This window comes from Synechocystis sp. FACHB-908 (genome assembly GCF_014698595.1).
Lineage (GTDB): Bacteria > Cyanobacteriota > Cyanobacteriia > Cyanobacteriales > Microcystaceae > Synechocystis.
On record NZ_JACJTH010000035.1, the window covers coordinates 1 to 12,580 of the forward strand.

The window sequence follows — 12,580 nt, forward strand, 5'->3', positions numbered from 1 at the left end:
AACCATCTGTATATCGAGGCTTTTCCTATTTTATATATCTTGGAAGCCTCAGTTATTTTTCCTCCAGCTTCTATATAAGCTACTACCCTTTGCCTTAAATCTAAACTGTAAGCTATTGTTTAAACCTGTTCATTTTGTACACTCCATAATTTTACATTAAATTCTCTCATCGTTAATTGAAATGACTATAGTTCAAAAATTAACCGAAGAATTAAAGCTCTCGCGTGGATTCCATTGGATAGCTCCCTGTCCCGTGACCCACAATTGACCTCGATATTTTCCTATTGCTTGCTCCAAATTTTTGCTTACATAGGGTGCAATGGCGATCGCCGTGGGAGGTCGTAAACTATCCAACCAACTGTAGGGAAAAAACTGACCAACCCAGATGATAATTTGGGGTCGTTGATCCAGCGGCAACTTCAAAGCAGTTTGATCTTTCTGGGGAACTTGTAGAAAAATCCACCAGCGTTTTTGAGCAAATTCCAGTTGCAAAATCCCTGGGCTGATGGCTACCCAACTCAGATGGGCGCAGGAAGGCGGTAGCGGTTGACCAATTATGGCGGGGGTGATGGTTAGTTTACAGTCAACTTGATTAATGCCCTTTTGAGCTAGGAAGGGAGCTAACAATCTTGGTGCAGATTGATCCTCCGCCCTAGTAATGGTGGTTACTGCGCCTGGACTCTGGGCCACAATGACAGGAAATTCTTTACTATCAAAAATGGTCAATTCCACCCTAGTTTGCAGGCTAAAAATCAGGGGTAAAATAATGGTGCCCAGTAAAAATGTGGAAACCAAACCCCAACGCCGTCGCCACCAGGGAAAGGCCCAGATCAAACAAAAAGCGCCGTACATTATGACCACTTGTCCTAAGCCCACTTCCCCCACTGCCACGGTGGGTAATTGTTGAAATTGGTCGGCGATCGCCATTAACCAACGGGCAGGGAAAGCTAGCAACCAACCAGTGGCACTACCCAGGGGGGGAAAAATGAGCGCACATAGAGCACTGACCATTCCCCCCAAGCTCAACAGGGCTAACAAAGGGGTAATTAGAATATTAAGGGGTAAGGCAGCAGGGATAAAATAGCCAAATTGTTGCAGAAGTATGGGTGTAGTCCAAACACTTGCTGCTAAGGGCACTGCTATCACCCCGGCAATTTTTCCTGGCAAAAAATCCAGCCGTTGCTGTAAGGGAGGCACCATCACCACAATGCCTAAAGTGGCTAAAAAACTGAGTTGAAAGCCCAACGCTTGGCTCCAGACGGGGTTAACCAATAGCATCACTGTGGCAATGAGCAATAACGCCCCCACGGTGTTTAATTTTTGTTCGCTGGCCAGGGCCGCCATTACCCCCACCCAGAGTAAACTAGCCCGGATTACTGAAGGTTCCAGCCCTGTTAAGCCCAGGTAAAATGCCAGGGTAATTAGCCCGACGGCGATCGCCAATTTAGAACTGACACCGGCCTTTTTGCCCAGGAGCAATACAGTCCCCACCAGTAGGGAAACTTGATAACCAGAGGCAGCCAGGAAATGGGAAAGCCCCACCGATTGGAAAAGATTGCGTAATTCCGTGGGCAAATTAACCGCTTTGGCGCCCAAGACAATGGAACTAATTAGCAAGCCAGGCCATTGCCCTTGCCCCTGGACTGGTAACCAGGCTGTCTGGGCGTTGACAATTCTTTGTCGCAGGGGATTGAGACCGCAAAATTTTTCCCCCACTAGAGTCGCCGTTTCTCCTCTTAACCCGGCAAAAATACCCTGACGGGCCAAATATTGAGCAAAATTAAAGGCCCCCGGATTCTGGGGGGTACTGGGACGGTACAGCAAACCTGTAACCCGTATTTGCTGGCATTGTTGCCAGGGTTGTTCTCCCATGGGCAAAGTCAGGTAAACAGTGCCAGAACGGGGCCGAAATTCTTTTTCGGGCGGCCGTTGCAGCTGCTCTACCTTGAGCCAAAATTGTTGTTGCCCTTGGGCGTTTTCTCTCCCTCCAGCCTTCAATGTACCGATCGCCGTGATGGTCTGAAAACTTTTGGCCGGAGGATCTAGAAGGCGGCTAATGTCAGTTAAACCAGGCTGGGGCATGCGCCAAAGGGCGTAATAACTGGCCAGCAACGCAATTATTCCCGCCAGTAACCATTGCCATCTGGTTGGGCCCCGTCGCCAAACTAAGGGTAGAAAAATAATGGCGATCGTCGTAGCAAAAAACCACAGCCCAGCCAGCACAATCAATTGATTAAGATTGAAAAAATCAACATCAAGCCCCGTCCCCAACAATCCCAGAATAAAGCTAAGACAAATTAAGGCCAGGGGATGGAAGCGCATCAGTTTAACTCCATATCAAGTTTCCGAAAATTTCCTTGATTAGGGGAAATAACGGGAGACAAGTTTTTACAGTGGTTAGGGTATTTGCGTGTCACAGTAAAAACTCAGCAGAATAAGCGTTATGACAGCTTTATCGGTGTCAAGTTGCCAATATCAATTCACTAATCTCTCCAAGGAATGGGGTAAACCTCTCTGGATGAAACTAGAAGCGGTCTTAATGTACATGAGTGGCATGTCAATGAATGCTACAGCAAAACTATTGTGAGTTTCTACTCAGTCAGTGCTCAACTGGATTAGGGATTTTGGCGAAGCAAACTACGAGAAACCAGCTCCAGACTCAGCAATCGTAGTAGAATTAGACGGACTGTGGCATTTTCTTCTGACTGGAGGCCCTATCAATAACTGCTGAAGAACATCCCGATACTTTTCATGGGATTAGCAAAAGAGAAACAGTGGGAATTGAGAGAAACAACTCAGATAATCGTCATTAGTTTGCTAGATTTCATCGCCGCACGAAAGTCGTCTCCAGGTCAGCCCACATGGTTGATATCACCATGGAAATCTTTGCTAAATTCAGGGTCAATGGTAGTATGGAACTATTGCCCAACTGGTACTTCTCATTACTTTCTTGAAACTCTCTAAATTCCCGGCAAGGAACAGGGAAAAACTGAATGAAGGCAAACTTTATCCCCGCTTAGGTGTTTTACCGAAAACCGTCGTAAAGCTTCTGGTTTGAGCCATGGGTAATATAGTGTGTCAACGTTTAAATATCTGACCATGGCCCGTCAGCAAACTGCAAATGGAGCCCAGTCTCCTCGGAGTAAAAAAATTTTTGTATAATTCCGGGAACGGTATTTCTCCTTACTCCGCCTGAATGGTCAAGTCCACCCCTTCTCCTCTCCTCTCCGTTGCAATTCGTGCGGCTACGGTGGAAGATATTCCGCCCCTGGCCAATCTCCTAATTAAAAGTTTCCATCCCCCCCAAAACTGGTTGATGTGGAGCTATCCTTTTTTGCGCCTGGGCATCACAGAAGATCTGAGGCTACGCATGCGCCATGGCGATAATGCCTACCATTGCCTCATTGCGGTTAATTCAGATAACGGAGAAATACTTGGCACCGCTGAAGTTTCCCTCAAACACTGGTTCACCCGCCCCAAAACCACTGCCTACATTTCTAACCTAGCCGTGAGCCCCCAACATCGCCGCCTAGGGATCGCCAAGCAATTAATCCAAAAATGTGAAGCCATTGCCGACCAGTGGCAGTGCCGTCGCCTTAGTCTCCATGTGATGGAAAATAATTTGGGCGCCCAAAATCTCTACCAAACCTTGGGATTCATTTATCAAGAAGCAGAATGGAGTTGGCGGGCTTGGCTATGGCAGAAACCCCGACGGTTACTATGGGAAAAGATTCTAACCACGGAAATTCTTTGTCCCACCCCTGTCCACCAAACCCCCTAATGACTTCCGCCGAAGCCTTACTGGAGCAGATCCAAAACAAACAATCCCTAGTGATCAACCCCCGTCGTCGCAATGGGGTTATTTTAGTGAAGCCCTACCATGCTGAATTTGCTGGGCCAGGGGCCTTTGTGGGGGGAGACCTAGACCAAGATGTGACCTTTTGTTACCCGGTGGGTAACCTTGCTTGGTTAACTCCTCCATCCTCCGCAGAGCAAATCAAGGCTTATCTAATTCGCCGACAGTGGACTGTGTTAATCAAACAAATTGTTGATAATCCCATCGCCATGGAAAGGGCCCAGGTGATTTTAAATCAGCTAGAAAATTGGTTTGATGATGCCACGGTGGCGCTTTTGCCAGATTCTGCGGTGGCAACTTTAGTGGGGGTTTTACCTTCTACGGTACGGAGTGCCCGCACCAATGCAACGGTGTTTTAGCTCCTTTTCAGCCTGAGACAGTTTATTTGCTTGCCTGTCAATGGAAATGATGATGATTTCCCGATTATTAGGATTAGGCCGTTGCCCAAAATGTTGGTCGGTCAACAAAATCTCTGACCTATAAATGTTAATCAACTGGATAACTTTTCCTGGAGTATTAGGTATAGTTTGCTGGCAAATATTTTTTGACCAACAACTAAAAGTTAAGTAAAGGTTAAGGATCCGTTAAGCAAAGTTTAATGCTCCGGGTCACTTATAAAAATATTTTATGAATAACGTCGTAGCAGATATGAAATTACCAAACTCGGGGCGGAATTCTAGAGGGAGCGATGGCTCAAACTAGGTAAATTGGTCAGCCAAAGCCCTTCTCTGTCGAGGTTATACGTTTTTTGCATAGCTTTTAGTCGGTGCCCTTGGAATTGTTCAAAATAGGTGCTAGAATTCTCACTGAGGAATTTCTTGGTCTTCGCTGATCAAGAATCAGGTCAATAATCCAAGTTTCAACTGCTATTCAATTTATCGGTTGTGCCTGGCTTGATTAATGTAATCGGTGTGAGGATCCCTTTGTTATGAATAAGTTGACCAGTCATTTACTGAAATTATTTCCGTTGGCCCTAGGTAGCTCCTTGGCTATTGTTCCCGGCGCCATGGCCCAGTCCACAGGTGAATTGGCCACCCCTGGAGATTTCCCTAGAATTAGTAATCAGGGTGACAGTCTGGAACTGATGCGTCGTCGTCAGAATGCCGGTACCTTCAATGCGGCTACCCCAGATATCACCGACATGTCCCAGGTAACTAGTGTGTCCGAGTTGCGGGATGTGCAACCCACCGCCTGGGCCTATGAAGCATTAAAAAGTTTAGTAGAACGCTACGGTTGTATTGTTGGTTATCCTGACCGGACTTTCCGCGGCGATCGGGCCCTTTCCCGTTGGGAATTCGCCGCTGGTTTGAATGCTTGTATGAACGTGATGGAGCGTTTGATTCAGGAGAACGTGGCGGTCCTACGGGAAGACATTGATAAACTCAAGCGCTTGATGCAAGAGTTTGAAGCGGAATTGGCCGCCCTTGGTGCTCGTATTGATAACCTGGAAACCCGCACGTCTTTCCTAGAAGATCATCAATTCTCCACCACCACCAAGCTGAACGGGGTCGCCGTTTTTGCCTTGGTTGACCAGTGGGGCGGTGATAAAGCTGTGGATTGGCGGCAACAGGACAACATTGACAACTTCGGCGCTGCCGCTCCGGCTCCGGTAGAAGAGAATGCTACCCTCTCCAGTAGGGTTCGTTTAAACTTTGACACTAGCTTTACTGGTAAGGACTTACTACGTACCCGTTTGCAGGCTGGTAGTGTGCCCAACTTGTCTGGTCCTACTGGCACCAACATGGCTCGTCTTTCCTTTGACGGTTCCAGCCCGGACAATAACGTTGATATTAACAAGTTGTTCTATCGCTTCCCCATGGGTAACCTTACCACCTGGATTGGCGGTACTGGTTTAGCTCTGGACGATGTGTTCAAAACCTATAATCCCTACCTAGAAAGTGGGGACAGTGGTGCTTTGAGTCGCTTTAGCCGCTATAGTCCCTTTGTAAACCGGGGTCCTGAGGGGACTGGTGGAGCTTTGCGTTATAAATTCAATGACGTTTTCACTGTCAGTGCGGCCTATTTGGCTGATACAGGCCAGGCTAGCACCCCCTCCGATGATGTTTTCACTAGTGGAGGCAATACCTTCCGTAGTGGTAATGGCTTCTTTAACGGTAGCTATAGCACTGGGGTTCAATTTGACATCAAACCAGTCGACAACTTCAGCTTTGGTATTTCTTACTTGCACAAATACTACAGCCAAGGGGATGTTAACCTGACCGGCAGCACCGGTAGCCGCATTGCTAGTAATCCCTTTTACCAGGCGGCTACCACCATGGATACCTATAACCTCCAAGCTACCTGGCAGATCACCGACAAGTTTAATCTTTCCGGTTGGTTTGGCTATGCCAATGCCACAGCCCAAGGTTTCAACACCGGTGGTAATCCCCAAAACCGTGATGGTTTAGGCGCTGACCTCTGGACGTGGAATGCAGCTCTGTCCGTCATTGATGTGTTCAAAGAGGGGGCGGTGTTGTCCCTGAGTGGTGGTTTGATGCCCTATGCTCCCTACGTTGGTAGCTTGAGCGGCGATCGCATTAGCAATGACCGCAACTCCCCCTATATCATCGAGGCTCAATACCAGTTCCCTGTGAACAAAAACATCCAAATTACCCCTGGTGCTTACGTAATTCTTAGCCCCGAAGCCAACAGCAACAACAGTGCCATTTGGGTTGGTGTACTCCGCACCACCTTCAAGTTCTAGGAACTTTGTTGGGGTAAAACCAATACTCACACCAGTAACTTCCAGATATTTAGCCCCCACTTTATTGCTGGGGGTTTTTTCAATACTAATCTTGGCGATCGCCTGCTGGTGGGATGAAAAACTCCATATCCGGCAAAACTATTTAGACGGTACAGTTCGTCGGTTAGGATTATTTAGGGATGATGGTAGTCGGAAAAATTCTCAGATAAACCTTAGTTTTACCCCCGATCGCCAAGGTCAACCTGGTTAACCTGCAAAAATTAATCGCCATGAGCCAATCTAAGGAAAATTATCATTTATTGTTGGTGGACGACGATCCCAATCTACTCCTTTTGGTCAAGGATTATTTGGAATATCAGGGTTACCAAGTCACCACCGCTGGGAACGGTCGTGAAGCTCTGGACCTGCTGACAACTACAGTGCCCGATATGATTGTTTGTGACATCATGATGCCGGAGATGGATGGCTACGCCTTCATCGAGCAGGTGCGCCAAAACCCGGATATTAGTTGGATTCCGGTGATGTTTCTTTCTGCCAAAGGCCAAAGCCACAATCGGGTGAAAGGACTCAACGTGGGAGCGGATATTTATATGGCTAAACCCTTTGAGCCGGAGGAACTGGCCGCCCAAGTGCAATCTTGTCTCCGTCAAGCTGATCGCCTATTGCAACACAATAATCATCCCCTGGAAGACAATGCTCGGGTGCAGGTGGCCAGGGACGTGGAACTCACCCCCACCGAAACCAAGGTGATTCAATTGGTAGCCCAGGGATTGGCCAACCGGGAAATTGCCGACCACTTAAAAGTCAGTCAGCGCACTGTCGAAAGTCATGTATCGAATATGTTAAACAAGACAGGATTACACAACCGCACCGAGTTAGCCCGTTGGGCGATCCAAAAAAGTATTGCTTGAGGTTCTTTGCCACTGGTTTTCTAGTGGGCCAGCACCAATTAGAAAAACAACATATTCATGAACTACTTTTCCTGTTCCCTGCCGAAAAGTTTGGGTCTAATTTGTGCCAGCTTGCTGAGTCTCCCGGCCCTGGCCCCGCCGGTCTGGGCTGGCTCCTTGGAATATTGGAAATTTGATCTGCGGGATAGTCGTCTGGACATCATTACCGATGAAGATGTCAGACCCCAGGTAAATGTGCTGCGAAACCCCACCAGGGTGGTGGTGGATTTACCAGGTATCGAACACCGGGGCCCTACCATTTATAAGCCCCTTACCCAGTATGTTAAAGAAGCAAGGGTTGGTCGATGGAATAATAATTCGACTCGCATTGTCTTGGAATTGACGGAACCTTTCACGGTCAAGCCCTGGGAAGTGCAGGTGCGGGGGTTAGCACCCAATCGTTGGTATGCCCGCCTACCCACCATCCTCCAACCTTCGGAATATAGTTTGCCCCAGGAAACGGTGGCGGTTAATGTGCCAGCCCCAGCCCCCAGGCCCCTACGACGCTTTACGGTGGTTCTAGATGCGGGCCATGGCGGTCAGGATCCAGGGGCGATCGGGCAACGGGGCATCCGAGAAAAGGATGTGGTGTTGGCCATTACCAGGGGGGTGGCTAGGGAGTTGGAAAAACAGGGCATTGAAGTGGTGATGACCCGCAACAGTGATATATTTGTTTCTCTGCAGGGTCGGGTGCAGAGGGCAGCGGCGGCCCGGGCGGACATTTTTGTTAGTATCCATGCGAACTCCATCGGGTTGGGGCGGCCGGAAGTCAATGGGGTGGAAACCTATTATTTCCAAACGGGGCGTTCCTTAGCCCAAACCATTCATCGCAGTATCCTACAGCGGCTTAATGTGCGCGATCGCCGGGTGCGCCAGGCTAGATTTTATGTGTTGCGCCGTACTTCCATGCCTTCTACCCTAGTGGAGGTGGGTTTTGTCACGGGGAGTCAAGATAGTCGCAATCTTAGTAATCCCCGCTTTCAACAGCAAATGGCTGAGGCGATCGCCGCCGGTATCGTACAGTATTTGAAGTAAGTTCACCCCCCGACCGCAGTCGAATGTTTTCCCCCGACCCCATACTTCCCGACGACGGCCAACATCCCTGGCGTTACCGACTAGACCAGTTCACCAAGGAGGAACAAACCGCCCTAGGGGCCCTGGCCTGGGCGTTTTACCAACAATGGCCAGCCAAAGAACAGTATTTAGGTTTGGACCTCCATCCTCAAGCCCATTTCATTAGCTGTGCTCCCCAGGCGATCGCCCAACTCAATGACCAGGTGAACGGCCGCATCCAAGAAATGGTGGGAATTTTGTACGGTTATGACCCGAGAACAGAAGTGGCCATTTTTGTCATTGGCCCCACCCAATTCAAACTGCTCTTTTTCCAGCCAATTCCCGACCCCGCCAGTTGTTTTGCCGCATTGGGACTGACCATTGAGGAACTCAAACACAGGCTGGAAAAGACACTCCAGGAAAAACTAGCCTAGGGACTAGTGGACTCAATCAATTCTAGATTGGCGCCTGGGTTGATAAATGTTTGATTATTGCCCCCTGCATTGCGGCACACAGCACCACTGTCCGATTGAAAGACGGTGAAGCGGTCATTGACTTGGCATAGTTTGATGGACTCACTACCTGCCATCTCAGCAATGGCTTTGCGGTTCGGAGCCACCCCATCGCTAATTTTGAAGTAGGTAAAGGCACTGTCGGAATAGACCACACACTCCCCCGGTTCTACCACCCACCAACCTTCACTCACCCAAATCCCATTGGGATTTTCGTAGCCCTGAGCCATGAATAAGTTGGTGTTGAGATAATTGCAGCTTTTTCCGGCGATCGCCGGGGTTGGGGCAAAAACACTGCCTACCAAGGTGGATCCTAGTACCATCACCGCCGCAGACCATAACCCTTTATTAACCATAAAAACTCCTCAAACCACAGAAATTGTTAACGCCAATCTTACTAGAACTAGGCTGGCTTTGCCCACGGCCAGGGATGGGCTTACCCTGGGGATAAATAGTTTTTTGGTATTAAACTAAACAGGCCGTAACGGACAATACGGAAATTGTCGCTCCCAAAACACAAAATAGTCAGCACATCGACATAATTGACGGCGATCGCCTAAATTACTAGAGTTGAGGCCAGTTTTGCCGTTGCCTTTTTTTCTTTTGTGTGAGGAGTCAGCATGATGTCGTTTAACCCCCAGATTGTGACGAGGGATGTTTTCTATCCCCAAGGCACATTGAGTGCCGCTGTCACCCAAGCTTTCCAAGCTGATTTAGCAAGCTGGTTAGCCACTACCTCCAGTCCGGTGATGGTGATTGACTTTAGCCAGGTGGACTTCCTCGACAGCGCTATTTTGGTGGTTTTGGTCAACACCTACAAAGAACTCCAGAGTCAAAACAGAACCTTGCTGTTAAGTGGGGTTTCCCCAGAACTGAAAATCATTTTTGAGTTGACCCAACTAAATCGAGTTTTTCCCATCTATAGCAACCCGGAAGTCGCCCTGGCCAACGGGGAAAAACCTGCCCTGGCCGCCTAGAACTTCGGAACTAATAAGAGGAGCTGGATTTGCCTCCCTGGTCAATTTTTATCAGGGTCGCTGGGGTTGCATGGACTTTGGGGACTAAAATCTAGGTAATCCGCCCGGTTCATTGTTATTTTTTTGCCATCGTGTCTTCCCCGAAAAGCAAAGCCATCACTGTTCGTCCCACTCCCCCCCTGTCCCCGAGATTAGCTGCAGAGGAAAAGTTTAAGCAAGAAAAACTCCACGATACGGAGCTACTGTTGCAGGATATGTTTATTCGGGAGGAAGCCACCGTTAAATTGATTTTTGACTCCCTCTACGACATTGGTGCCATCAATATAATCAATAAAAAATTTCCCTTTCCCCCCCTAAATCGCTTTCTTAAATCCATTGTTGGGGTACCAAAGCCCATTGCTAAAATATTGCTATTTCGTTGGTTTGTGGCCAATTGCCCTAGCTTGCTCACTAATTGGCTCCACAGTAAAGTCCGCTTCAAGTAGGGGAACAGTGTAGTGATGGTAGGTTCGGGGCAATGTGAACAACTACGGTGCGGCAGACCAGGGCATTGGGCCCTATTGCTTCTGTTGTCGACTTCCAGTCCCATGGTTTTTTCCTTGGACCCTGGTTGGGCCCAATCTCCAACCTTGCCGCCCCCAGATGATATTCCCGAAGAAATTTTACGCACAGAAATCATCCTTGAAGGGCGATCGCCTCTGGATGGGGAACCCTTGACCGCGACAGAATACGCGGAATTAATGGAAGCCCTGGCAGAAAATCCTAACCCGCCCCAACTTAGTCCCAGAATTCGCCATCTGGTGTTTTTGTTGAGGGTGAGGAAATTTTTTCGGACTTTGATTCCATTTTTGTGACTTTTGGTTGCCCTGACAAGGGCATAGCTAGCCCAATTAGCAATGAATCAATATGTTCAGCGAAGAACATGTTTGGAAAGTTTTATTCTGCTCCCTAAATCTGCCAATACTGTAGGGTCTGAAAGGCTTTCAAAACAAGTCTTGGGATGCCTTTAACAGCAGTTTTGCACAAAAAATTACTGTCCTGGTTTTATTGCAAGTGGCCATACCCCTATTCCAAAATCAGAGTATCTTTGGTTTTTTGCCGACGCTGCCTGTCTTTATCTTGATATTCTTGGATGCAATTATCCTGTTCGACCATTACACAACTGAGGTAATCTGTGATCTCGACCAATCCAGCCCTTAATGCTTTGCCCACAGGAGCCCTGGAAGTGCTTTGATTATCCTGACCCGTATTAACAATGCCCAAAATATTGACGTTATTAGCGGAACTAGCAGCAGTATCGGTGGCACGTCCTTCCACTGTTCTGGCATAAACTACTTCCCCTGTGCTGCTGTCAACCACCCGCAGGTCTATGGCAACATAGGCTTCTTGCTTGGCCTGACGCTCGCTGTTCCCAATACTAAAAAGACCCAGGTTAAGTCCAAAGTTGTTACCCCCAGATTCCGAGCTTACCCCTTCCTCATAGGCGGTAACTCTCCCCAAAACAATATACTGAGCCCCAGTCAACTGTCCTCTTTGAGCAGAGGTTTCTGGTCTCGTTAATCCTAATTCTGCTAATTCCTGTTCCGACAAAACACTACCTAGATTTTGTCTTTCCACTACTTGAAAGTTACCAGTGGAGGTAAGTTCGTTACTGAGTGCATCGGCTAATTCCCTGGAGGTATTACCACTCCACCACCACCAACTCATGTTGGTATCATTTTTAAACTCTGGTACAGAAATGGTCGGTTTACCTTGCGCCTGGGCCGCTAAGGTCCCCGAGAACATGCCCGCCAACACCAAGAAAAATGGGAAAAGCTTTGATATCAAGGGAGCAGCCACCCTGTCTAGGTTGTGAGTTGCCATGGCGTTTATAGCTGATTTTTTAACCAAGGCTACAGTAGTGACGAGACAACAGTCAATAAAATATTTAACTTTTGGTTAACCAGATTTTTTGAGCGCAACTACGAAACTGTTTTAATCGGGCATTTAGCCCAATAATTGTCTACGTTTTTGTTCAAATTCGTATTCTGTGAGTAGTCCTTCTAGTCGCAACTGTTCCAACTCCCGCATAGCTTCGGCCATGGTAATAACCTGTTGGGACGGTTGCAGGCTGTCTCCATTTTGGTGCCAGGCTCCCCCAAGATCGTTGAACTGTCGGTTAAAATCCTCTTCTCCCTGGACGAAATACCACACTGCATCAATGGCGCAGGCAATTCTAGGTATGGGGGTGTTCCACAGTAACCAATAGATTCCTGCCCACACGGGTTGCCCCAGGTAAAGCTTGTGGAGACCAGCAATGGGCCAAGGTAGTACCGCCGATGTCACCGCCAAGGCGATCGCCCAGTAGCGACGTTTTGGCAAAGATAACAAGGGACTTAAAAAAGACATCATTTCAACTCTGAACAGGATCTGAATCAGTTGTAATTTTAGCCTTAGTCAGGGGGAATGTCGGCAGGAAAAACTGGCCTATGGGCTTGTTTCAAGACCGGTCTGCCAACCACAATCCTGGCGATCGCCGGCAAATTCGG

At 48.2% G+C, this 12,580-nt stretch carries 15 protein-coding genes and 1 pseudogene; 11 read left to right on the forward strand and 5 right to left on the reverse strand.

Features of this window, described 5'->3' with window-relative positions; translation table 11 throughout:
* Together H6G46_RS11950 and H6G46_RS11955 are read right to left on the reverse strand one after the other, a co-directional pair.
* The coding region (locus H6G46_RS11950) for an IS630 transposase-related protein (protein WP_347338223.1) at positions 1-116 on the reverse strand (116 nt) is incomplete at its 3' end.
* A gap of 76 nt (positions 117-192) precedes the next feature.
* Positions 193-2,322 (reverse strand): ComEC/Rec2 family competence protein, encoded by a 2,130-nt coding sequence (locus tag H6G46_RS11955; protein WP_010871755.1) that lies wholly within the window; start codon positions 2,320-2,322, stop codon positions 193-195.
* Between the two features lie 145 nt (positions 2,323-2,467).
* Here H6G46_RS11955 and H6G46_RS11960 point away from each other — a divergent pair.
* The 8 genes and pseudogenes from H6G46_RS11960 to H6G46_RS11995 all read left to right on the forward strand — a co-directional run.
* A pseudogene (locus H6G46_RS11960) lies at positions 2,468-2,954 on the forward strand (helix-turn-helix domain-containing protein); the annotation flags it as partial.
* 242 nt (positions 2,955-3,196) lie between these two features.
* Entirely contained in the window at positions 3,197-3,781 is a 585-nt protein-coding gene (locus H6G46_RS11965; RefSeq protein WP_010871756.1) for a GNAT family N-acetyltransferase, read from the forward strand.
* Positions 3,781-4,215, forward strand: coding sequence for a hypothetical protein (locus H6G46_RS11970; protein WP_020861472.1), 435 nt, complete (start codon positions 3,781-3,783; stop codon positions 4,213-4,215). The genes H6G46_RS11965 and H6G46_RS11970 overlap by 1 nt, the downstream gene beginning before the upstream one ends.
* Positions 4,216-4,784: 569 nt before the next feature.
* Positions 4,785-6,560: an iron uptake porin gene (locus H6G46_RS11975; RefSeq protein WP_010871758.1), complete on the forward strand. Its 1,776-nt coding sequence runs from the start codon at positions 4,785-4,787 to the stop codon at positions 6,558-6,560.
* A 64-nt stretch (positions 6,561-6,624) separates the two neighbouring features.
* Complete coding sequence (locus tag H6G46_RS11980; protein ID WP_143705307.1) at positions 6,625-6,810, forward strand: hypothetical protein; 186 nt, start codon at positions 6,625-6,627, stop codon at positions 6,808-6,810.
* A 19-nt stretch (positions 6,811-6,829) separates the two neighbouring features.
* Complete coding sequence (locus H6G46_RS11985) at positions 6,830-7,471, forward strand: response regulator transcription factor (protein ID WP_010871759.1); 642 nt, start codon at positions 6,830-6,832, stop codon at positions 7,469-7,471.
* Positions 7,472-7,528: 57 nt separating this feature from the next.
* On the forward strand, positions 7,529-8,545 hold the full coding sequence (locus tag H6G46_RS11990) for an N-acetylmuramoyl-L-alanine amidase (protein ID WP_010871760.1): 1,017 nt from the start codon (positions 7,529-7,531) through the stop codon (positions 8,543-8,545).
* Positions 8,546-8,568: 23 nt separating this feature from the next.
* Positions 8,569-8,997 carry a hypothetical protein gene (locus tag H6G46_RS11995; RefSeq protein WP_010871761.1) on the forward strand — a complete coding sequence of 143 codons (429 nt, stop codon included), beginning with the start codon at positions 8,569-8,571 and terminating at the stop codon, positions 8,995-8,997.
* Here the strand turns inward: H6G46_RS11995 and H6G46_RS12000 are convergent.
* The gene (locus tag H6G46_RS12000; RefSeq protein WP_010871762.1) at positions 8,994-9,431 is read right to left on the reverse strand and encodes a DUF1036 domain-containing protein; all 438 of its coding nucleotides are present in this window, start codon (positions 9,429-9,431) and stop codon (positions 8,994-8,996) included. The genes H6G46_RS11995 and H6G46_RS12000 overlap by 4 nt on opposite strands.
* A gap of 264 nt (positions 9,432-9,695) precedes the next feature.
* On the opposite strand from H6G46_RS12000, the gene H6G46_RS12005 reads away from it, so the two are divergent.
* The 3 genes from H6G46_RS12005 to H6G46_RS12015 all read left to right on the forward strand — a co-directional run bounded on the left by H6G46_RS12005 (position 9,696) and on the right by H6G46_RS12015 (position 10,906).
* Complete coding sequence (locus H6G46_RS12005) at positions 9,696-10,052, forward strand: STAS domain-containing protein (protein WP_010871763.1); 357 nt, start codon at positions 9,696-9,698, stop codon at positions 10,050-10,052.
* Positions 10,053-10,183: 131 nt separating this feature from the next.
* Positions 10,184-10,537: a hypothetical protein gene (locus H6G46_RS12010; RefSeq protein ID WP_010871764.1), complete on the forward strand. Its 354-nt coding sequence runs from the start codon at positions 10,184-10,186 to the stop codon at positions 10,535-10,537.
* A gap of 102 nt (positions 10,538-10,639) precedes the next feature.
* Positions 10,640-10,906: a hypothetical protein gene (locus H6G46_RS12015; RefSeq protein WP_223211336.1), complete on the forward strand. Its 267-nt coding sequence runs from the start codon at positions 10,640-10,642 to the stop codon at positions 10,904-10,906.
* Between the two features lie 211 nt (positions 10,907-11,117).
* Here the strand turns inward: H6G46_RS12015 and H6G46_RS12020 are convergent, their stop codons facing one another.
* Positions 11,118-11,915: a CsgG/HfaB family protein gene (locus H6G46_RS12020; protein ID WP_010871766.1), complete on the reverse strand. Its 798-nt coding sequence runs from the start codon at positions 11,913-11,915 to the stop codon at positions 11,118-11,120.
* A gap of 123 nt (positions 11,916-12,038) precedes the next feature.
* Complete coding sequence (locus H6G46_RS12025; RefSeq protein ID WP_223211337.1) at positions 12,039-12,422, reverse strand: TM2 domain-containing protein; 384 nt, start codon at positions 12,420-12,422, stop codon at positions 12,039-12,041.
* Between the last annotated feature and the right edge of the window lie 158 nt (positions 12,423-12,580).

Bases quoted from the DNA above. Each gene is read 5' to 3' on its own strand.
- H6G46_RS11955 (WP_010871755.1), bottom strand. From the start codon at position 2,322: ATGCGCTTCCATCCCCTGGCCTTAATTTGTCTTAGCTTTATTCTGGGA.
- H6G46_RS11965 (WP_010871756.1), top strand. From the start codon at position 3,197: ATGGTCAAGTCCACCCCTTCTCCTCTCCTCTCCGTTGCAATTCGTGCG.
- H6G46_RS11970 (WP_020861472.1), top strand. From the start codon at position 3,781: ATGACTTCCGCCGAAGCCTTACTGGAGCAGATCCAAAACAAACAATCC.
- H6G46_RS11975 (WP_010871758.1), top strand. From the start codon at position 4,785: ATGAATAAGTTGACCAGTCATTTACTGAAATTATTTCCGTTGGCCCTA.
- H6G46_RS11985 (WP_010871759.1), top strand. From the start codon at position 6,830: ATGAGCCAATCTAAGGAAAATTATCATTTATTGTTGGTGGACGACGAT.
- H6G46_RS11990 (WP_010871760.1), top strand. From the start codon at position 7,529: ATGAACTACTTTTCCTGTTCCCTGCCGAAAAGTTTGGGTCTAATTTGT.
- H6G46_RS11995 (WP_010871761.1), top strand. From the start codon at position 8,569: ATGTTTTCCCCCGACCCCATACTTCCCGACGACGGCCAACATCCCTGG.
- H6G46_RS12000 (WP_010871762.1), bottom strand. From the start codon at position 9,431: ATGGTTAATAAAGGGTTATGGTCTGCGGCGGTGATGGTACTAGGATCC.
- H6G46_RS12005 (WP_010871763.1), top strand. From the start codon at position 9,696: ATGATGTCGTTTAACCCCCAGATTGTGACGAGGGATGTTTTCTATCCC.
- H6G46_RS12015 (WP_223211336.1), top strand. From the start codon at position 10,640: ATGGTTTTTTCCTTGGACCCTGGTTGGGCCCAATCTCCAACCTTGCCG.
- H6G46_RS12020 (WP_010871766.1), bottom strand. From the start codon at position 11,915: ATGGCAACTCACAACCTAGACAGGGTGGCTGCTCCCTTGATATCAAAG.